This is a genomic window from Citrobacter sp. T1.2D-1, from assembly GCF_950098555.1.
Lineage (GTDB): Bacteria > Pseudomonadota > Gammaproteobacteria > Enterobacterales > Enterobacteriaceae > Citrobacter_A > Citrobacter_A telavivensis.
In genome coordinates this window covers 62,287-83,071 of sequence record NZ_CATNHH010000078.1, presented here as the reverse complement: position 1 = coordinate 83,071, position 20,785 = coordinate 62,287, and the positions used below count along the sequence as shown (strand labels likewise).

The window sequence follows — 20,785 nt, the reverse complement described above, 5'->3', positions numbered from 1 at the left end:
ACACACTCACAATGCCAGTAAAGCAACAACTGAATTTCAATAAGTTAGTGACAAAATAAAAACACAGCTTAAAGCGAGCCTTAACGGGGTCTCAAAGGGGGAAGAAAGTGAGTATTCTAGGTTATCTGCAAAAGGTTGGCCGTGCGCTAATGGTGCCGGTCGCCACGCTGCCAGCGGCGGCAATATTGATGGGGGTCGGCTACTGGATCGACCCGGTAGGTTGGGGTGGAGATAACGCACTTGCGGCGTTCTTCATTAAGTCCGGCTCCGCCATTATCGATAACATGTCCGTGCTGTTTGCTATCGGTGTGGCTTACGGTATGTCCAAAGATAAAGACGGTGCTGCGGCGCTGACCGGTTTTGTGGGCTTCCTGGTGTTGACCACACTCTGTTCTCCGGCTGCGGTTTCCATGATTCAGAAGATCCCTGCTGACCAGGTTCCTGCCGCTTTCGGTAAGATCAGCAACCAGTTCGTGGGTATCCTCGTTGGTATTATCTCTGCCGAGCTGTACAACCGCTTTAGCAGCGTCGAACTGCCGAAAGCGCTCTCCTTCTTCAGCGGTCGCCGTCTGGTGCCGATCCTCACCTCTTTCGTGATGATCATCGTCGCGTTCATCATGATGTACATCTGGCCGGTGATTTTCGACGGTCTGGTGAACTTCGGTGAGCATATTCAGAAGCTGGGATCAACCGGTGCGGGTATCTACGCCTTCTTCAACCGTCTGTTGATTCCGGTGGGTCTGCACCACGCGCTGAACTCCGTATTCTGGTTTGACGTTGCGGGGATTAACGACATTCCTAACTTCCTCGGCGGTGCCCAGTCTATCGAATCGGGCAAAGCAGTTGTGGGGATTACCGGTCGTTATCAGGCGGGCTTCTTCCCGATCATGATGTTTGGTCTGCCGGGTGCGGCGCTGGCTATCTACCACTGCGCGCGTCCTGAGAACAAGGCGAAAGTGCTGGGTATCATGATGGCCGGTGCGTTTGCGGCGTTCTTTACGGGTATCACCGAACCGCTGGAATTCTCCTTCATGTTCGTTGCGCCGGTTCTGTATGTGATTCACGCTGTCCTGACCGGTATCTCCGTATTCATCGCGGCGAGCATGCATTGGATTGCCGGCTTCGGCTTCAGTGCGGGTCTGGTGGATATGGTGCTTTCTTCCCGTAACCCGCTGGCAACCCAGTGGTGGATGCTGATCCCACAAGGTCTGGTGTTCTTTGCCATCTACTACGTGGTGTTCCGTTTCGTTATCACCAAATTCAACCTGATGACTCCGGGTCGCGAACTGGCCGTGGCTGGCAGCGAAGCGGATGGTCAGGACCTGAATGTGAGCAGCGATAAAGAACAAGACGTTTCAGCCCTGGCGCGTCAGTACATCGCAGCCATCGGCGGTTCTGACAACCTCACCGGTATCGATGCCTGCATCACCCGTCTGCGTCTGAGCGTAAAAGACTCGTCGCTGGTGAATGAAAGCCTGGCGAAACGTCTGGGTGCTTCTGGTGTGATTCGTCTGAACAAAACCAGCGTGCAGATTATTGTCGGCTTCGTGGCTGAGAAAATCGCCAACGCGATGAAAACAACGGGACCGGTTGCGGCGGCTGAAGCCTCTGCTGCACCTGCTGCCCAGGCGGCGGCAAAACCGCAGGCGGTGCCGAATGCGGTGACCATTGCTGAACTGGTCTCGCCAGTGACCGGTGATGTGGTTGCGCTGGAGCAGGTGCCTGACGAAGCGTTCGCCAGCAAAGCGGTAGGCGACGGCGTTGCGGTAAAACCAACGGATAAAACCGTGGTTTCTCCGGCAGCGGGCACCATTGTGAAAATCTTCAACACCAACCATGCGTTCTGCCTGGAAACCGAGAAAGGCGCGGAAATCGTTGTCCACATGGGTATCGATACCGTCGCGTTGAACGGCCAGGGCTTCAAGCGTCTGGTGGAAGAGGGCGCGGAAGTGACTGCTGGTCAGCCGATTCTGGAAATGGATCTGGACTACCTGAACGCGAACGCGCGCTCCATGATAAGTCCTGTGGTGTGCAGCAACATCGACGACTTCAGCGGCCTGGTGATCAAAGCCGACGGTCATGTGGTTGCCGGTCAAACGCCACTGTATGACATTAAAGGGTAGGTTGGATAAGGCGTAAGCCGCCATCCGACAACATGAAGCGGCGGGGGAAAACCTCCGCCGCTTTTTTTTGCAGCAAATTCCCTCCTATTTTTCTTCAACACCACTTTTTCAGTAACTAAAGGTTGTCAGTCTGTCCGGCTTATAAGATCATATGCCGTTATACGTTGTTTACGCTTTGAGGAATCCACGATGAGTGAGGCTGAAGCCCGCCCGAGTAACTTTATTCGTCAGATCATCGATGAAGATCTGGCCAGTGGTAAGCACACCACGATCCATACCCGTTTTCCGCCGGAGCCAAATGGCTATCTGCACATTGGCCACGCGAAATCTATCTGCCTGAACTTTGGTATCGCGCAAGATTACCAGGGCCAGTGCAACCTGCGTTTCGATGACACCAATCCGGTAAAAGAAGATATCGAGTACGTTGATTCGATCAAAAACGACGTTGAGTGGTTAGGTTTTCACTGGGCTGGCGACGTTCGCTACTCTTCCGATTACTTTGATCAGCTGCACGCCTATGCGGTTGAACTGATCAACAAAGGTCTGGCGTATGTCGATGAACTGACGCCGGAGCAGATCCGCGAATACCGTGGCACGCTGACTCAGCCAGGCAAAAACAGTCCGTTCCGCGATCGCAGCATCGAAGAGAACCTCGCACTGTTCGAAAAAATGCGTACGGGCGGCTTTGAAGAAGGTAAAGCCTGTCTGCGTGCGAAGATCGACATGGCATCGCCGTTTATCGTGATGCGCGATCCGGTTCTGTACCGCATTAAATTTGCTGAGCACCATCAGACCGGCAACAAGTGGTGCATCTACCCGATGTATGACTTCACCCACTGCATCAGCGACGCGCTGGAAGGCATTACCCACTCACTGTGTACGCTCGAGTTCCAGGACAACCGTCGTCTGTACGACTGGGTGCTGGACAACATCTCCATTCCGGTTCACCCGCGCCAGTATGAATTCTCGCGCCTGAATCTGGAATACACCGTGATGTCCAAGCGTAAGCTGAACCTGCTGGTGACTGACAAACATGTAGAAGGCTGGGACGATCCGCGTATGCCGACCATCTCCGGTCTGCGTCGTCGCGGCTATACCGCGGCGGCAATCCGTGAATTCTGCAAACGCATTGGCGTGACCAAGCAGGACAATACGATCGAAATGGCGTCGCTGGAATCCTGTATCCGCGAAGATCTGAACGAAAACGCGCCGCGTGCGATGGCGGTTATCGATCCGGTAAAACTGGTTATTGAGAACTACCCGCAGGGTGAAAGCGAAATGGTCACCATGCCTAACCATCCGAACAAACCGGAAATGGGCACGCGTGAGGTTCCGTTCAGCGGTGAAATCTGGATTGATCGCGCTGACTTCCGCGAAGAAGCCAACAAGCAGTACAAGCGCCTGGTGATGGGCAAAGAAGTGCGCCTGCGTAACGCCTACGTGGTGAAAGCAGAACGCGTGGAAAAAGATGCTGAAGGCAATATCACCACTATCTTCTGTACCTATGATGCGGATACGTTGAGCAAAGATCCGGCCGACGGACGTAAAGTGAAGGGCGTTATCCACTGGGTTAGCGCCGCACACGCGCTGCCGGTAGAGATCCGTCTCTACGATCGTCTGTTCAGCGTACCAAACCCGGGGGCTGCGGAAGACTTCCTGTCCGTGATGAACCCGGAATCACTGGTGATCAAACAGGGTTTTGCTGAGCCGTCGCTGAAAGCTGCGGTAGCAGGGAAAGCGTACCAGTTTGAGCGCGAAGGTTACTTCTGCCTGGACTGCCGTTATGCCAGCGCAGAGAAACTGGTGTTTAACCGCACCGTTGGCCTGCGTGACACCTGGGCGAAAGTCGGCGAATAAGCCGTCGCAACGACCCTTTCAAACGCCGCACTCTGCGGCGTTTTTTTTCGCCGATAAATCTCACTTTGCGAAGCGAATTAATTCCCATTCAAAAAATAAAGCCATTAACAAACGCTTGTTTTCGCTAACTTATGTAATAAACCGCTTATGACAAGAAATAGCTTTCATCTTTCTGGAAAACATAGAAAATTTTTATATTTACTGTCATTTATTAACCAATGAATGAAATGTAACAGAAAGCGATGAAATATGTGCGGTTGCTCATACTCTTACATTCTCGTTACAGAAAGAGATTGATAATTCGCGTCGCGAAAAATAGTCTATCACTGTAGTCAGTGAGGTTTCTCTCACAGCTACTTTTAAATTTTTATTTTTTTCGCTGTTTTGCCTTTGGCAACAGCAATTTATACGTCAAAGAGGATTAACATATGCGTACGTTTAGTGGCAAACGTAGTGCGCTGGCGTTGGCTATCGCCGGTATCACAGCACTGTCGGGTCTGGTCGTTGTTCCGCAGGCACAGGCCGAAGGCTTTTTCGATGATTCAACCCTGACCGGCGGCATCTATTACTGGCAGCGTGAGCGCGACCGTAAAGATGTCACCGACGACGACAAATACAAAACTAACCTCTCTCACGCGACCTGGAACGCCAACCTGGATTTCCAGTCCGGCTATGCGGCGGATATGTTTGGTCTCGATGTGGCGGCGTTTACTGCAATTGAAATGGCGGAAAACGGCGACAGCGGACATCCAAACGAAATCGCTTTCTCGAAAAAGAACAAAGGCTATGACGAAGACTACTCCGGTGATAAGAGCGGAATTAGTTTGTATAAGGCCGCCGCGAAATTCAAATATGGTCCCGCCTGGGCACGTGCCGGTTATATTCAACCTACCGGTCAAACGCTGTTAGCGCCGCACTGGAGCTTTATGCCGGGTACCTATCAGGGTGCCGAAGCTGGCGCTAACTTTGATTACGGCGACGCGGGCGCACTGAGCTTCTCCTACATGTGGGCCAATGAATATAAAGCGCCGTGGCACACCGAAGTCGATAAATTCTACCAGGGCGATAAAAAGACCAAAGTCGATTATCTCCACTCTGTCGGCGCAAAATATGATTTCAAAAATGACCTGGTGCTGGAAGCGGCATTTGGTCAGTCCGAAGGCTATGTCGATCAGTACTTCGCCAAAGCCAGCTACAAGTTCGATTTAGGTGGCAATCCGTTCTCCACCAGCTACCAGTTCTACGGGGCGCGTGACAAAGTCGATGACCGCAGTGCCAGCGACATTTATGACGGTACGGCCTGGCTGCAGGCGTTGACCTTCGGCTACAAGGTGGCGGAAGTTGTTGACCTGCGTCTGGAAGGGACCTGGGTTAAGGCCGATGGTCAGCAAGGGTTCTTCCTGCAACGTATGACACCGACCTATGCGTCATCCAACGGTCGTCTGGATATCTGGTGGGATAACCGTTCGGACTTCAACGCCAACGGTGAAAAAGCGGTCTTCTTCGGTGCAATGTATGACCTGAAGAACTGGAATCTGCCTGGCTGGGCGGTCGGGGCTTCTTATGTGTATGCCTGGGACGCGAAACCGTCTACCTGGCAGAGCAGCCCGGATGCGTACTACGACAAAAACCGTACCATCGAAGAGTCATCTTACAGCCTGGATGCAGTCTATACGCTGCAGGACGGTCGTGCGAAAGGCACCATGTTTAAACTGCACTTCACCGAATATGACAACCACTCCAACATCCCGAGCTGGGGTGGCGGTTATGGCAACATCTTCCAGGATGAGCGCGACGTGAAGTTCATCGTGATTGCGCCGTTCACCATCTTCTAATGCCAACAGCGGCAGGCCCTGCGCCTGCCGCACCGTTGAGGACCATGCTATGAAAAAACTGATACTCATCGCCGTGATGGCCTCGGGACTGGTGGCCTGCGCGCCGTCAACGGCCCCGAAAGAAGACAGCCGGTTGAAAGAGGCGTACAGCGCCTGTATCAATACGGCGCAGGGTTCGCCAGAGAAAATCGAAGCCTGTCAGAGCGTGTTGAATGTGCTGAAAAAAGAGAAACAGCATCAGCAGTTTGCGAATCAGGAGAGTGTAAGGGTGCTGGATTACCAGCAGTGTATTCAGGCGACGCGCACCGGTAACGATCAGGCCGTGAAAGCCGATTGCGATAAGATCTGGCAGGAAATTCGCAGCAACAATACGGCGAAGTAAGCGTCAGAAACAACATAAAACGGGCGGAGAGATTTCTCCGCCCGTTTGCGTTTCAGAGCTTATTCTCTGCCGTCTGATAACCGCGGCTGAGACGGACAAACAGCATTGCGGTTGCGACGAGTCCACAGAGCGCTGCGCACATGAGCCACCAACCCGGAGAACTCTTATCGCCGGTCAACTGGACCAGCGCCGTGGAAATAGCGGGCGTCAGGCCGCCGAAAATCGCCGTGGCGAGGCTAAAGGCCAGCGAAAACCCCACGGTTCGCACATAAATCGGCATCACTTCGGTCAGTGCGGCAACCATCGCGCCGTTGTACATGCCGAAGAAGAACGAGAACCAGAGCAGCACCAGCGTCATACGGGTGAAATCCGGGGCGGCGGTAAGCCAGTTCATTACCGGCCAGGTGGTGATCAGGGCGAGCAAAGTGATGCCCATCAGCACCGGGCGACGCCCAATCCGGTCAGAGATGGCGCCGCCAATTGGCAGCCAGATGAAGTTAGAAATCCCCACCAGCATGGTGACTATCAGGCTGTCACGCGCGCTCAGGTTCAAAACGGCTCTCCCGTATGTAGGGGTATAAACGGTAATAAAATAAAAGGTCGTGGTCGTCATCGCCACCAGTAAGGTACCTGCGGTGATGATGCGCCAGTTTTTAACGATGGTGGTAAAAATCTCCCGGGTGTCGGGGCGGTGCTTACGTTGTAAAAAGGCTTCAGTTTCCTGTAGTGAACGTCGAAGAACAAAAATCAGCGGAATAATCATACAGCCAATAAAGAACGGGATTCGCCAACCCCATTCAGAGATCTCATCGTGTCCCAGCGTGACATTCAGGCCGTAGCCAATCAGCGCGGCGACAACGATCGCGACCTGTTGACTGGCCGATTGCCAACTGGTGTAAAAGCCTTTGTTGCCAGGCGTTGCAATTTCAGAAAGATAAACAGAGACGCCACCCAGTTCGACGCCGGCAGAGAATCCCTGTAACAAGCGCCCCAGCAGGACCAGCGCGGGGGCCAGCAGGCCGATGGTCTGATAACCCGGAACGAGGGCTATCAGCAGCGTGCCGCAGCCCATGATTGCAAGAGTGACCATCAGTCCTTTACGCCGGCCGATCCTGTCGATATATGCCCCCAGTATTACCGCCCCGATGGGACGCATTAAAAAGCCGGAGCCAAAAACGGCAAAAGTAAGCATGAGGCTGGCGAACTCACTTTCGGCAGGAAAAAACGTCTTTGCGATATAGGTGGCATAAAAACCAAACAGAAAAAAATCGAACTGTTCGAGAAAATTACCGCTGGTCACACGCAGTATTGCGCCGAACGTGCCGGCGCGCGATGGTTGTTGAGTCATTGAGGTTGCTCCACTGTCTTATCATAATATTTATAGAGGTAAGAGTTTGCGGGTCAGTCGCCTGCGACCCCCGCCTGTTTTCCGCGTCGCTTCTCAATCGCCCATTTGAGTAAAGACGCGCAGCGGTAAAATCCGTGGGCAAATTTTCCGTACGGAATGGTCAAAAAAAGTGCCATGACCACGCCAAGATGGATGGCAAGCAGGATCCCCATCCATGAGGTGTCTCTTCCCGCCAGCAAGCCCAGACCGGTCAGGCTGGTCAGTAGCAGCAGTAAAATAAATCCGCGATCCATTGGTTTCTGCCGCGCGTCACCATGCAGAGGCGAACGCTTAAGGTTTAGCCACAGCAGGCCTGCCGGACCGACGACTAAACCGACGCCTCCGAGCGTGCCAAGCATGACCGGCACGCTAAAGAACGGGTAGGGGGCTTCCCATCCGGCAAAATAGTGGTAGCCGGTCGCCACCACGGTCGCGGCGAAACAGAGCATAAAGCCGTAGAAGGTGAAATGATGGAAACGACGGCGCATCAGCGTAAAGGCGTCGTCAGCGTCGTTGCAGCCTTTGCCATGTCCGCCGTCGAGGTATTTCAGCGTCAGCGCATTGTGCGAGGCTTCGGCAATTTCCGCCGGACGTGGCCCGACCGGCGATATCTCACGCCAGAAGCGGATCACGCCCGCCATCAGTAAACCGATCGCCAGAACGAAAACGGAACCAAACATCCATGCCAGCAGGTTGTGCGGGAAGATTTGGTAGAAATCACCGGCCAGCGGTGGGTGGCGCAGCGATCCTTTCAGCCCCATCGCGAGGAGTAAAAAGAGGATCAGACTAAAGACCAGCGCCAGCGTCACGGTGACGCCTGCCCGGCGATACAGTGCGCCAAAGGCCGCAGGCTGTGCGTAATGTTGATAGGTCTCCAGGCGTACTTCCGCCATCGCTTTCGGCACGTTGAGAGCAAACTCATGCGGCGGGGCATACTGGCAGGCATGTAAGCAGGCGCCGCAGTTATGACACAGGTTAGCAAGATAGTTGATGTCGGCTTTGCCGAATTCCAGTCGTTGAGTCATTGCCGGAAACACGGCGCAAAACCCTTCGCAATAGCGGCAGGCGTTACAAACCTGCATCACCCGCTCGACTTCCGCCTCCGGCTCGGTGAGAATTTTGGCTTCAATAATCAATTTTTCAAGCTGCTTCATGGCGCGCCTCCTTACGTGCCGCCCGTGCGGCTTCTTTCCCTGCGATCCGCCCGAACGTGGTGCCGATGGACATGCCGACACCGGCGGTATAACCCTTGCCCAGCACGTTGCCTGCCATCATCTCACCGGCAACGAACAGGTTACGGCTGGGGGCACCAGCGAAGTGGACCGCAGCGTGTGCATTCACTTTCAGTCCCAGATAGGTAAAGGTGATCCCCGGACGCAGGGCATAGCCGTAGTAGGGTGGTGTATCGATAGGCCGCGCCCAGTGGGTTTTGGGTGGCGTCAGGTTCTGCGTCGCGCAGTTATCCAGCGTTGTGTGATCAAACTGGCCCGGTTGACAGGCCTGGTTGTACTGCTCCACGGTATGGGTAAAGCGTTCGGTATCCAGCCCCAGCTGGCGGGCCAGTTCACCCAGCGTGTTGGCTTGCGCACCCGGGAAAACCGGCGGCATAAAGTGGCCGATCGCTTTGCTATCGATAATGGAGTAGCCAATCTGGCCGGGCTGGTGGGCAACCAGACGCCCCCAGATGGCATACCGTTTCGGCCAGAAATCTTCGCCTTCATCGTAAAAGCGCTCCGCGTCCCGATTGACCACCACGCCAAGCGAGACGCAATCCACGCGGGTACAAATGCCGCCGTCATACAGCGGGGCTCGGGCATCAATGGCAACACAGTGGGACTGGGACGGATCGCCGATGATGTCAGCCCCGGCATCGATCATAAATCTGAGCAAGACGCCCTGATTAAAGCGGGTGCCGCGAATGAGGAAGTTATCGGCCGGCCATTCGCCACGCGCGTTTTCCCCCCAGGCCTCGCGCAGCCATTCGCGGTTGGATTCAAACCCGCCAGCGGCGAGGACGCAGGCTTTGGCCTCAATGCGCTCGTTCCCTGCCAGGGCGGCGACGAATTCACCGTTGCGCAATTCAAGCGCCTGTACCGGCGAGTTGTAGCGAATCTGAACCCCCAGCTTTTCTGCGCTGCGGTAATAGGCGTTCACGAGGGCTTTACCGCCGCCCATGAAGAAGGCATTGGTACGCGCCACGTGCAGTGCGCCAGAGAGTGGAGGCTGAAAGTTAACACCGTGCTGGCGCATCCAGTCACGACACTGCGATGAGGTGCGGATCACCAGACGCGCCAGCGCTTCATTGGTGTTGCCTTCCGTGACACGCCAGAGATCCTGCCAGAATTCCTCTTCGGGATAACTCTCGACCAGCACATCCTGTGGCGCATCGTGCATGCATCGTAAATTGCGCGTATGTTGAGAATTGCCGCCGCGCCATTCCCGTGGTGCAGCCTCTAACAGCAACACGGAGGCTCCTGCCTCGCGAGCGGTTAAGGCGGCACATAACGCGGCATTACCGCCGCCAATCACCAGTACATCCACCATCGTATACTCCATTACCATTTAACTATTTGTTAAATTTGTAATTGAAATGTATACGTACGGGTTGTATGGGCGCTATGACGAAAAGCTAAAGACCTGTTTAGTGAGCGTAAAGGGTTGCACCCGGCCAACAGCCGGTTTCAACAAGTTCACGCATGACTTTTGTGAGCATCACGCGGGCGGCGAGCCCGGCGGGGGTGAGTTCATCGTCAGACAGGCTGACCAGAAAATTGGGGCGGCTAAGTACAGGATTGTGGACACCGATCACTCTTAGCGCGTCTCTCTCAAGGTGCGAAATGGCAGCTCCGGGTTGCAGCGTGGCACCGAGTCCGCTGCGAACGGCATGCATCAGTAACGTCAGGCCGTCAATTTCCGTGGCGATATCAACCTTTAGTCCGTGTTCCTGGCAGATGGCCTCCAGTCGGCCGCGCAGTCCGTGACCTAGGCTGGGCATGATCAGGGGAATATTCGCCAGTTGAGCAGGGGTTATGATGTCATCCTGAATATCCGCCAGCAGCTCGTGCGTGCCAATCAGAAAAAGCCGCTCTTCGAGAACCGGCCTGGCGCTCCAGCGCAGGATCTTCTCTTTTTGAAAAACGACGGCCAGATCAATCTGACGGGTGTTGATCATCCGTTCCAGATTGCCCGAGAGGCTTTCCACCACATGCAAGCGTACGTCGGCGTAATGTTCCCGCATAGCATGAATAAACGGCATTCCCAGGACAGAGGCCGTGCTGGGGGCCATGCCGACACTGACGTGTCCGGACAGACGCGCATCGCGCGCGGCCAGAATGGCGTCATCAGCGTGACGCAGCGCCAGTTGCGCCTGTGAGTAAAAGGCCAGACCGGCGTTGGTTGGCGTTACGCCACGTGAGGTTCGCTGCAACAGACGAATCGCGAGTTCGTTTTCCAGTCGTGTCATCTGCTGGCTGAGCGCGGAAACGCCGATGTCGAGATCGAGCGCCGCGCTGCCCATACTCCCGGTTTCCACAATACGGACAAAATAACGTAGCTGGCGAAGTTCCATTTCGATTCTCCGGACAAGGCAGGGTGAGATTTTACATTAAAGCAACATGCTGTCAGAAGAAAGCGCGGCGTGGGGAATAACACGCATAAAAAAAGCCAACCGGCAGGTTGGCTTTTCAGAATAATACAAATTATTTCGCGTCGTGCGCGTGTTCGTCTTCGCGACAATCGCCTTCAGCGCAGTGGCCGTACAGATAAAGGCTATGATTCGTCAGACGAATGCCATGCTTCGCCGCGATCTCACGCTGACGCGCTTCAATAGAATCATCACTGAATTCGATCACTTTGCCGCAATCGAGGCAAATAAGGTGATCGTGATGATGCTGCTGGGTCAGCTCGAAAACGGATTTACCGCCTTCAAAATTGTGGCGGGTAACGATCCCGGCGTCGTCAAACTGGTTCAGCACGCGATACACGGTCGCCAGACCAATTTCTTCACCCATGTCGATCAGTCGTTTATATAAATCTTCCGCACTGACGTGATGGTTTTCCGGTTCCTGAAGAACTTCCAGGATCTTTAAACGAGGAAGCGTTACTTTCAGGCCAGCCTTCTTTAATGCGGTATTGTTGTCAGTCATGCGGAATCTGTCCTGTTGCTAAACGATTCACTTCATACAAGAAGTGACAGAAATTGCACTCGAGATAATGCGTTTCATTATAGGACTGCCGTGTCTAAATGAAAACCGCAAGCCTCTGGCAAATGTTAATAAATAGTCGGTATTGCCTGGAAATGAGAGCGCCACCTAAAAACTCCCGCACATTGTACAGGGATGGGCAAGAAAGTTACAAATTTGTAGCAATTATTTTGATTGGTTCTGTCTATTGATGCGGCGCAAACATTGTCTGCGCCGCCGTACATCAGGCGTTAATGATGTCGTCGAGGTGCAGTTCTTCAGAAATCTGCTTCACCCATTTTTCCACGCGCTCGGCGGTCAGTTCCGGCTGACGGTCTTCGTCAATCGCCAGACCGACAAAATGGTCGTCATCCGCCAGACTTTTGGACGCTTCAAAATGATAGCCTGCGGTCGGCCAGTGACCCACGATGGTTGCGCCGCGCGGCTCAATGATATCGCGGATTGTGCCTAACGCGTCGCAGAAGTATTCAGCATAGTCTTCCTGATCGCCGCAGCCAAACAGCGCAACCAGTTTGCCGTTAAAATCAATGTCTTCGAGGGTCGGGAAGAAGTCGTCCCAGTCGCACTGCGCTTCACCGTAGTACCAGGTTGGGATACCAAGCAGCAGAATGTCATAGCCTTCGAGATCTTCCTTGCTGCTTTTTGCAATGTCATGCACATCGGCAACGTCTTTACCAAGCTGTTTTTGAATCATTTTTGCGATATTTTCGGTATTCCCGGTGTCGCTGCCGAAAAAGATGCCAGTGATTGCCATGAGTAAAGTAACCTCTTGAAACTTATTGAAATGGTGGTGGCGAGTTGCCCACAGATAACGGCAATCATAGCAGAACAGTCAGGTATGCGGAAATAGCAAACGCATACGAGTGCACTCCATGCTACACGAAAGTGGGGAATGGGGTGATTTCAGGCGAGATCCTGGCCGCGTAGCGCCGCCAGTTGGGCCATCAGTATCTCTTCAATCAGTTCGCTGCGGCTCATCTCCCGGGATTCCGCCAGCTCATTTAGCGCGTCAACGGCTTCCGCGTTGAGTTTGAGCTCGACACGCTTAAGACCACGAACTTTGTCGCGTTTTAGCTGATTACGCTTGTTAATGCGCAGTTGTTCATCGCGCGAAAGCGGATTGGTTTTCGGTCGTCCCGGGCGACGCTCGTGCGCGAACAGATCTAGTGTCGTACGGTCCGTTTGTTCTTTGGCCATGATTTTGGTGACTTCGGGGAAACAATCAGCCAGGCCTCTGCCCGGATGGATAGCGCGCCATCATACATCAGCGGATGAGGCGCGCCAACGTTCGTACGTGTAATCGCGCACGGACGCTGAGTTTTTAATCAGTTAGCCGTCTCGTTGAGATAACGACGGATGGCGCGCAGCACCGCCTCCGGCTTTTCGGCATGCACCCAATGACCCGCCCCGGCAATCACATGCGCACGCGCCTGTGGGAACTGGGCCAGTAAATCGGCGCGATACGCCTCGGTGACATAAGGGGAGTTGCCGCCGGGGATAAACAGCGCCGGATGATCCCAGGCCGGAATCGTCTCCCAGCCGACGATATGCGGGTATTGTTCCCACAGCACCGGCACGTTAAAACGCCACTCGCCGTCAACATATGATTTCAGCAAAAACTGAATCACGCCTTCTTCATTAAGATATTCGCGCATGACCGCAGCCGCCTGCTGGCGGGTCTTTGCCTCTGATGCCGTCACCGCGTTGATGGCAGCGAAAATTTCGTCGTGGCGGCGGACAGGGTAGTCCACCGGGGCGATATCTATTGCCACTAAACGATCGATGCGTTCCGGGGCCAGCGCGCTGAGCGCCATTACCGCTTTACCGCCCATCGAGTGACCAATAAAGGTGGCTTTTTCGATGTGTTGTGCCTCCAGCGTATCCAGCAGATCCTGTGCCATCGCCGGGTAGTTCATCACCGGGTCGCGAGGAGAGAGACCGTGGTTACGCATATCGACCTGGATGATGTCATGGTCGTTCACCAGGTCGCGTGCGAGCACGCCCAGGTTGTCCAGACTACCAAATAAACCGTGAACCAGTACGATGGGAGAATTATTGTGCAGGTTTTGTGCGGATTGCGCTCGGATATTCAATTTCATGGCAAAGTTCTTTTTTTCGCTCTGTCGGGTTAGGGTATTATGTTGACCATTCTGCCACTGGGCTGCAACCACTTCGGTTTTCTCCGAGTTTTTTGTTCAGCCAGGTTTGACGCTATTCGCCGTTGGGATTTGCCCCTATACTCCCAACGATTTGTATTTCAGATCAGATAAGACACCGCACTGGATTAAGATGAAAACGATTGAAGTTGATGATGAACTCTATAGCTATATTGCCAGCCACACGAAGCATATCGGCGAGAGCGCATCCGAGATTTTACGGCGTATGTTGAAGTTTTCCGCCGCATCACAGCCCGTCACGCCAGTGACAAAAGAGGTTCGCACTGCGCAACCGGTGGTTGCAGAGGCGAAACCCGTCAATCTTGTCAAAGATAAAGTGCGCGCGATGCGTGAACTGCTTCTGTCCGATGAATATGCGGAACAGAAGAAAGCGGTTAACCGCTTTATGCTGGTGCTGACTACACTTTATACACTGGATCAACACGCGTTTGCTGAAGCAACGGAATCGTTGCATGGCCGTACGCGTGTCTATTTTGCGGCTGATGAACAGACGCTACTGAAAAACGGTAATCAAACCAAACCAAAACACGTGCCCGGCACGCCTTATTGGGTGATCACCAACACCAACACCGGCCGTAAATGCAGCATGATCGAACACATCATGCAGTCAATGCAATTCCCGGCGGAATTGATTGAAAAGGTTTGCGGAACAATTTAATCCATGCAGAAAAGGACCAGGCAATGGCAATCCACGACCGTGCAGGCAAGCCTGCGCAACAAAGTGATTTGATTAACGTCGCTCAACTGACGGCACAATACTATGTACTGAAGCCCGCAAAAGGAAATGCGGAACACGCGGTGAAGTTCGGCACTTCCGGACACCGTGGCAGTGCAGGTCGTCATAGCTTCAACGAGCCCCACATTCTGGCGATTGCGCAGGCTATCGCGGAAGAGCGTGCGAAAAACGGCATTACGGGTCCGTGCTATGTGGGTAAAGACACCCATGCGCTGTCCGAACCGGCGTTTATCTCCGTACTGGAAGTGCTCGCAGCGAACGGTGTCGACGTGATTGTTCAGGAGAACAACGGTTTTACCCCAACGCCAGCAGTATCGAATGCAATTCTGGTCCACAACAAAAAAGGCGGCCCGCTGGCTGACGGTATTGTCATTACCCCGTCCCACAACCCGCCGGAAGATGGCGGCATTAAATACAACCCGCCTAACGGTGGCCCGGCAGATACTAACGTCACGAAAGTGGTGGAAGACCGCGCGAATGCGCTGCTGGCTGATGACCTCAAAGGCGTGAAACGTATTTCTCTGGATGCGGCGCTGGCGTCCGGTCATGTCAAAGAACAGGACCTGGTACAGCCGTTCGTTGAAGGGCTGGCGGACATCGTCGACATGGCTGCTATCCAGAAAGCCGGTCTGACGCTGGGCGTGGATCCGCTGGGCGGTTCCGGTATTGAATACTGGAAGCGTATCGCGGAGCATTACAAACTGAACCTGACCATCGTGAACGATCAGGTTGATCAAACCTTCCGTTTTATGCATCTCGATAAAGATGGCGCGATCCGTATGGACTGCTCGTCTGAGTGTGCGATGGCCGGTTTGCTCGCGCTGCGCGACAAGTTCGACCTGGCGTTCGCCAACGACCCCGATTATGACCGTCACGGTATTGTCACCCCGGCGGGGCTGATGAATCCGAACCACTATCTGGCGGTGGCGATCAACTACCTGTTCCAGCATCGTCCGCAGTGGGGTAAAGAGGTGGCCGTCGGTAAAACGCTGGTCTCTTCAGCCATGATCGACCGCGTGGTTAACGATCTGGGTCGCAAACTGGTAGAAGTCCCGGTTGGTTTTAAATGGTTTGTTGATGGTCTGTTTGACGGCAGCTTCGGCTTTGGCGGTGAAGAGAGCGCGGGGGCATCCTTCCTGCGTTTCGACGGTACGCCGTGGTCTACCGATAAAGACGGGATCATCATGTGCCTTCTGGCGGCAGAAATTACCGCCGTCACCGGGAAGAACCCGCAGGAGCACTACAACGAGCTTGCTGCCCGTTTTGGCGCGCCGAGCTACAACCGTCTGCAGGCAGGCGCAACGTCCGCACAAAAGGCGGCGCTGTCTAAACTGTCTCCGGAGATGGTCAGCGCCAGCACGCTGGCAGGTGACCCGATCACTGCGCGTCTGACCGCAGCACCGGGTAACGGTGCGTCGATTGGCGGTCTGAAAGTGATGACCGACAACGGCTGGTTCGCCGCGCGTCCGTCCGGTACGGAAGATGCGTACAAGATCTATTGCGAGAGCTTCCTCGGTGAAGAGCATCGCAAGCAGATCGAGAAAGAAGCCGTCGAAATTGTCAGCGAAGTGCTGAAAAACGCCTGAGTTAAAAAGTCGCATTAAAAAGGAGCCGATTGGCTCCTTTTTCTATTCCCGCACGCTTTCCCGTAGGCTGCCATCCGGCGTTGTTTTATTGCCTGAAGGCGCTTCGCTTATCAGGCCTACGCTCGCACGATATTGGAAGTTCGCGTGGTTATTGGGGGAGCTTATACGCCTGACGCGCTAATAACTTCCAGTCACCCGCGCTGTCTTTTTTCATCACCAGCATCACGCCGATTTTCACTTCGCCTGGTTTGCCGCTGTCGTTTGTTTTCGCCTCCAGAATATGGCGGACGATCGCGACATCGCCATCAATCTGAACAGTCTGATCGTTCAGATTTAAGGTCTTGAATTGTGATTTTCCTGTCACGATAGCGTCAACAAATTCGGCGTTATTTTCAATTCTTCCGCTGGAATGGCCATAGCTCAGGGAGGCGGTTCCCACTTTTTCCAGACTGGATTTTTCACCGCTCAGCATCGCCTGACGCATGCTTTCTACGGCATCTGTCACCGCTTTAACGTCTGTACTCTGTGCAAAGCAAGAGCTGCTTAACAGCAAGAGCGCCATACAAAATGCTTTTTTCATGTTCATCTCCTGATAGAAATTTTTGGCCTCAGTCGGCCCCTGAACCTAATGAAATTCTGTCGAAACATTCAGGATGTAAATAGAACATGCATTCATTAAAAATAAAACGATGTTTTAATGATGAACATCACAGACTGTGAAAAACGTTCTCGCTCTGATCGGATTACGCTTTCCTGTGCTCACCTTCTTCTTTTGCAGAAGTGAAAAAAAGGCGCCACAGGGCGCCTTTTATGACTGTCGTATAGCAATACGTCCACCGGGCAGGGTTTTAACCGTGCTTATTCTTCAGTTCAAAGCGCGGTGAGACCAGACCATAAAGCGTCCAGCCGAGGAAGGTCACGATGGAACCATACAGCATCGCTTCCTCACCTGACGAGTAGAGCGCATAGAAGCTGTACATCGCGCCCACGAACGCCACGAAGTTTGCCGATTTTGCTTTCGCCGCCGGAACATTCGCCACTCGCTGAATGATCACCAGCGCGGCCATCGACAGGATGTACGGGATGATGTTCGTTACCACGGCCAGGTTGACCAGCACGTTAAACTGGCTGTTCAGCGACGGGCTGATAGTCATCAACGATAAGCCGCTCTGGATGACCACAATCGTCAGCATTCCCTGAACGGGCGCATCGACTTTAGTCACGCGAGAGAAGATCCTGGGGAAATAACCTTCGTCGGCAGAGGATTTAAAGACCTGGGCAATCGTGAACTGCCAGCCTAACAGCGAGCCGCAGCAGGACATGATCATCAGCGCCATGATCACTTTACCCACTTCCGGCGTGAACATCTGCGCAAACGCCAGACCAAACGGGGCGGTCGAGTTTGCCAGATCCATGTTAGGCACAATCCCGGCAATGACGTTGGTGGAGACGATGTAGATCACCGCCGCGCCCAGCGTCCCGCCCAGTACGGCAATTGGTACGTTCTTTTCAGGGTTTTCCACCACTTCCGCGTTAGCACAAGCCGATTCAAGACCAAGAAACGCCCACAACGTCATCGCGATAGACGAACCGACCGCCGTGAAGAACGGTACGTTATGCGGGTTCCAGGAGTTGGCATACAGGGTTGGACTAAACCAGAACCAGCCGATGATACACAGACCGACCACCGGAATGATGACGCCCCAGACGGTGATACTGCTGATCTGTCCGGTAATGCGCGCACCGCCAAAGTTAGCAACCGTACAGATCCACAGCACGCCAATGGTGGCGAGACCGATTTGCACCGGGGTAAGACTAGCGCCAAATAGCTCGGTACCATAACCCACGGCGGAAATCGCGATGGCGACGTTGGCAATCAACAGCGACACCCCGTAGGTGTAGTTCGCCATAAAGTTGCCGGATTTACCAAACGCATATTCCGCGTAGCCACCCATCCCGCCGGATTTACGGCTAAACATGCCACACTTGGCGAACGCCCAGGCCAGCGCCATGGAACCGACGGCGGTAACCAGCCAGGAGATAATCGAAATGGTGCCGACTTCAGCCAGTTTGGTCGGCAGCATGATGATCCCGGAACCCATCATATTGACCATGGTCAGGATGGTGAGTTGCATCACGCCCATTTTATTGGATTTGGCTTTACTCATAATGCTTCTCCTTTCAACAGGCCAGTCTGTGCTTCGCGGGGTTTAATCACGTAGCACCACACCTGTTTGCGACCATCGCACTCTTTGACGTACACACCCTGAAGCTCCGGCGCAAAACCGGGCAGCAGGTTGATCCCTTCCTCCAGCGCGCTGAAGTAACGCAGTACCGCGCCGCCCCAGACTTCCCCCGGAACCACGCACAGCACGCCTGGCGGGTAAGGGAGCGCGCCTTCAGCGGCAATGCGGCCTTCGGCTTCTGGCAGAGGCACCAGATCCACTTCACCACGCAGATACGCGTAGTTGGCTTCCTGAGGGTTCATGCTAACGCGCGGGAAATGCGACTTACGGAACATCTCTTTTTGCAGCTGCTTCACGTTATGGCGTGCGTACAGGTCGTGCATCTCCTGACACAGCTGGCGCAGGGTATAACCGGCATAGCGCGCTTCGTGCTGTTTGTAGAGCGACGGCAGTACATCAGCCAGTGGCGCATCAGACTCCAGCAACCGCTCGAAACGCACCAACAGGGCGACGAGCTGTTGCAGTTTTGCCATATCTTCCGCCGGGGTCAGCAGGAACAGGATCGAGTTGAGGTCGCATTTTTCCGGCACCACGCCATTTTCACGCAGGAAGTTGGCAAGGATGGTTGCCGGGACGCCGAAGGTGTCGTATTCGCCGCTATGTGCGTTGATCCCCGGCGTGGTCAGCAGCAGTTTGCAGGGGTCAACAAAGTATTGATGCTCGGCGTACCCTTCAAACGCATGCCAGCGTTCGCCCGGGACGAAGTGGAAGAAGCGCAGGTCATTCGCAATTTCCGCGGTAGGGTAAGACTGCCACGGTTTACCCTCAATCCATTGCGGAACGAACGGGCGAATATGATGGCAGTTATCGAGGATCAGCTTACGGGCGTCGATACCGTTCGCCACGCAATCCATCCACATATTGCGACCACTGACGCCTTCGTGCATTTTGGCGTTAATATCCAGCGCCGCAAACAGCGGATAGAACGGGCTGGTGGAGGCGTGCATCATAAACGCATTATTCATGCGTTTATGCGGTACATAACGCGACTGGCCTTTGATATGGCTGTCTTTTTTGTGTATTTGCGAGGTCTGGGAGAAGCCTGCCTGCTGCTTGTGAACCGACTGCGTCACCAGAATACCCGGATCGTTTTCGTTCAGTTCCAGCAGGAGTGGTGAGCAATCCGCCATCATCGGGATAAACTGCTCATAGCCTACCCAGGCGGAGTCGAACAGGATGTAGTCGCAAAGGTGACCAATCTTATCCACCACCTGACGCGCGTTATAAATCGTGCCGTCGTAGGTCCCTAACTGGATGACGGCAAGACGGAACGGACGTGCATCCCGGGAACGTGGTGGTGCCACTTCGCTAACTAACTCACGCAGATAGCTCTCTTCAAAACAATGAGCATCGATCCCGCCGATGAAACCGTACGGGTTACGCGCCGTTTCCAGATAGACCGGCGTTGCGCCCGCCTGCAATAACGCGCCGTGATGGTTTGACTTATGGTTGTTGCGGTCGAAGAGCACCAGATCGCCCGGAGTGAGCAGCGCGTTAAGCACCACTTTGTTGGACGAAGAGGTTCCGTTCAGCACAAAGTAGGTTTTATCGGCATTAAACACCTTCGCGGCATGCTGCTGGGCAATGCACGGCGCGCCTTCGTGGATCAGCAAATCGCCCATTGCCACGTCGGCATTACACAGGTCGGAGCGGAAAAGCGCTTCGCCAAAATATTCCACGAACTGGTTGCCAGCCGGGTGACGGCGGAAAAACTCGCCACCCTGGTGTCCTGGGCAGTCGAAGGCGCTGTTCCCCTGGTTAACATAGTCAACCAGCGCGCGGAAGAACGGGGGTCGTAATTGCGTTTCGTAATGGCTGGCTGCCGTTTCTAACTGACGACCGTAGAAAGCGGTACGGGCTTCGTGACATTCAAATACGCCCGAAATGCGTGGTAGATATTCTGCCGGAACGCGCTCTTCCTCTTCCGTTGCGATGAAGACGGGAATACCGTAGCCGGTCGCGTCAATTTCATCGAGTTTTCCACGTTCAATATCATTGACAGATAACACCACTGCAGCCACATCAATAAAATGGCTTTCATCAACATTCACAATCGTGCGTTGTGTAGAAAAACAGTCAGGACAAGAACGACTCACGGCAATTTTTAATTCAGACATTTTCATCTCTTTATTTTCAGGTAATAGCAGGTCCTCAATTTCTCGAATGAGAAACTGATAACTCCGGAATAAAAGCAAAGTGTGTCCCCTGATAAATAAATCAGTAAATTGCTTTTTTTAGGATGCAAAAAACCTTA

General features: G+C 53.9%; 17 protein-coding genes. 6 read left to right on the top strand and 11 right to left on the bottom strand.

Annotated features, from left to right (window positions below; translation table 11 throughout):
- Window positions 1-107 precede the first annotated feature (107 nt).
- The 4 genes from nagE to chiQ all read left to right on the top strand — a co-directional run bounded on the left by nagE (window position 108) and on the right by chiQ (window position 6,197).
- A complete protein-coding gene (gene nagE, locus QQZ17_RS25515; protein ID WP_152405480.1) occupies window positions 108-2,123 on the top strand; it encodes an N-acetylglucosamine-specific PTS transporter subunit IIBC in 2,016 nt (671 codons plus the stop codon).
- Window positions 2,124-2,312: 189 nt separating this feature from the next.
- On the top strand, window positions 2,313-3,980 hold the full coding sequence (gene glnS, locus QQZ17_RS25510) for a glutamine--tRNA ligase (RefSeq protein ID WP_152405479.1): 1,668 nt from the start codon (window positions 2,313-2,315) through the stop codon (window positions 3,978-3,980).
- 428 nt (window positions 3,981-4,408) lie between these two features.
- The gene (gene chiP, locus QQZ17_RS25505; RefSeq protein WP_152405478.1) at window positions 4,409-5,815 is read left to right on the top strand and encodes a chitoporin ChiP; all 1,407 of its coding nucleotides are present in this window, start codon (window positions 4,409-4,411) and stop codon (window positions 5,813-5,815) included.
- A gap of 49 nt (window positions 5,816-5,864) precedes the next feature.
- Window positions 5,865-6,197 carry a ChiQ/YbfN family lipoprotein gene (gene chiQ / locus QQZ17_RS25500; RefSeq protein WP_125368863.1) on the top strand — a complete coding sequence of 111 codons (333 nt, stop codon included), beginning with the start codon at window positions 5,865-5,867 and terminating at the stop codon, window positions 6,195-6,197.
- 52 nt (window positions 6,198-6,249) lie between these two features.
- Here the strand turns inward: chiQ and tcuC are convergent, their stop codons facing one another.
- The 8 genes from tcuC to ybfF form a co-directional block, all read right to left on the bottom strand.
- Window positions 6,250-7,545 (bottom strand): tricarballylate/proton symporter TcuC, encoded by a 1,296-nt coding sequence (gene tcuC, locus QQZ17_RS25495; RefSeq protein WP_152405477.1) that lies wholly within the window; start codon window positions 7,543-7,545, stop codon window positions 6,250-6,252.
- 53 nt (window positions 7,546-7,598) lie between these two features.
- A complete protein-coding gene (gene tcuB / locus QQZ17_RS25490; protein ID WP_152405476.1) occupies window positions 7,599-8,738 on the bottom strand; it encodes a tricarballylate utilization 4Fe-4S protein TcuB in 1,140 nt (379 codons plus the stop codon).
- Window positions 8,725-10,128 carry an FAD-dependent tricarballylate dehydrogenase TcuA gene (tcuA, locus tag QQZ17_RS25485; protein ID WP_152405475.1) on the bottom strand — a complete coding sequence of 468 codons (1,404 nt, stop codon included), beginning with the start codon at window positions 10,126-10,128 and terminating at the stop codon, window positions 8,725-8,727. Before tcuA ends, tcuB begins: the two co-directional genes overlap by 14 nt.
- A gap of 97 nt (window positions 10,129-10,225) precedes the next feature.
- Window positions 10,226-11,152, bottom strand: a complete 927-nt coding sequence (gene tcuR / locus QQZ17_RS25480; RefSeq protein ID WP_152405474.1) for a tricarballylate utilization LysR family transcriptional regulator TcuR — start codon at window positions 11,150-11,152, stop codon at window positions 10,226-10,228.
- 130 nt (window positions 11,153-11,282) lie between these two features.
- Window positions 11,283-11,729 carry a ferric iron uptake transcriptional regulator gene (gene fur, locus QQZ17_RS25475; RefSeq protein WP_046477500.1) on the bottom strand — a complete coding sequence of 149 codons (447 nt, stop codon included), beginning with the start codon at window positions 11,727-11,729 and terminating at the stop codon, window positions 11,283-11,285.
- Between the two features lie 280 nt (window positions 11,730-12,009).
- A complete protein-coding gene (fldA, locus tag QQZ17_RS25470; RefSeq protein WP_152405473.1) occupies window positions 12,010-12,540 on the bottom strand; it encodes a flavodoxin FldA in 531 nt (176 codons plus the stop codon).
- A gap of 149 nt (window positions 12,541-12,689) precedes the next feature.
- Window positions 12,690-12,983: a LexA regulated protein gene (gene ybfE / locus QQZ17_RS25465; RefSeq protein ID WP_044326665.1), complete on the bottom strand. Its 294-nt coding sequence runs from the start codon at window positions 12,981-12,983 to the stop codon at window positions 12,690-12,692.
- Between the two features lie 128 nt (window positions 12,984-13,111).
- Window positions 13,112-13,885 (bottom strand): esterase, encoded by a 774-nt coding sequence (gene ybfF, locus QQZ17_RS25460; protein WP_152405472.1) that lies wholly within the window; start codon window positions 13,883-13,885, stop codon window positions 13,112-13,114.
- A gap of 190 nt (window positions 13,886-14,075) precedes the next feature.
- On the opposite strand from ybfF, the gene seqA reads away from it, so the two are divergent.
- Both seqA and pgm read left to right on the top strand, forming a co-directional pair.
- Window positions 14,076-14,621, top strand: a complete 546-nt coding sequence (seqA, locus tag QQZ17_RS25455) for a replication initiation negative regulator SeqA (protein ID WP_152405471.1) — start codon at window positions 14,076-14,078, stop codon at window positions 14,619-14,621.
- A 23-nt stretch (window positions 14,622-14,644) separates the two neighbouring features.
- A complete protein-coding gene (gene pgm, locus QQZ17_RS25450; RefSeq protein WP_152405470.1) occupies window positions 14,645-16,285 on the top strand; it encodes a phosphoglucomutase (alpha-D-glucose-1,6-bisphosphate-dependent) in 1,641 nt (546 codons plus the stop codon).
- Between the two features lie 148 nt (window positions 16,286-16,433).
- On the opposite strand, the gene QQZ17_RS25445 is transcribed toward pgm, so the two are convergent.
- The 3 genes from QQZ17_RS25445 to speF form a co-directional block, all read right to left on the bottom strand.
- Entirely contained in the window at window positions 16,434-16,865 is a 432-nt protein-coding gene (locus tag QQZ17_RS25445; RefSeq protein WP_152405469.1) for a nuclear transport factor 2 family protein, read from the bottom strand.
- A gap of 268 nt (window positions 16,866-17,133) precedes the next feature.
- Window positions 17,134-18,453, bottom strand: coding sequence for a putrescine-ornithine antiporter (potE, locus tag QQZ17_RS25440; RefSeq protein ID WP_152405468.1), 1,320 nt, complete (start codon window positions 18,451-18,453; stop codon window positions 17,134-17,136).
- Window positions 18,450-20,648: an ornithine decarboxylase SpeF gene (gene speF / locus QQZ17_RS25435; RefSeq protein WP_152405467.1), complete on the bottom strand. Its 2,199-nt coding sequence runs from the start codon at window positions 20,646-20,648 to the stop codon at window positions 18,450-18,452. The genes potE and speF overlap by 4 nt, the downstream gene beginning before the upstream one ends.
- Between the last annotated feature and the right edge of the window lie 137 nt (window positions 20,649-20,785).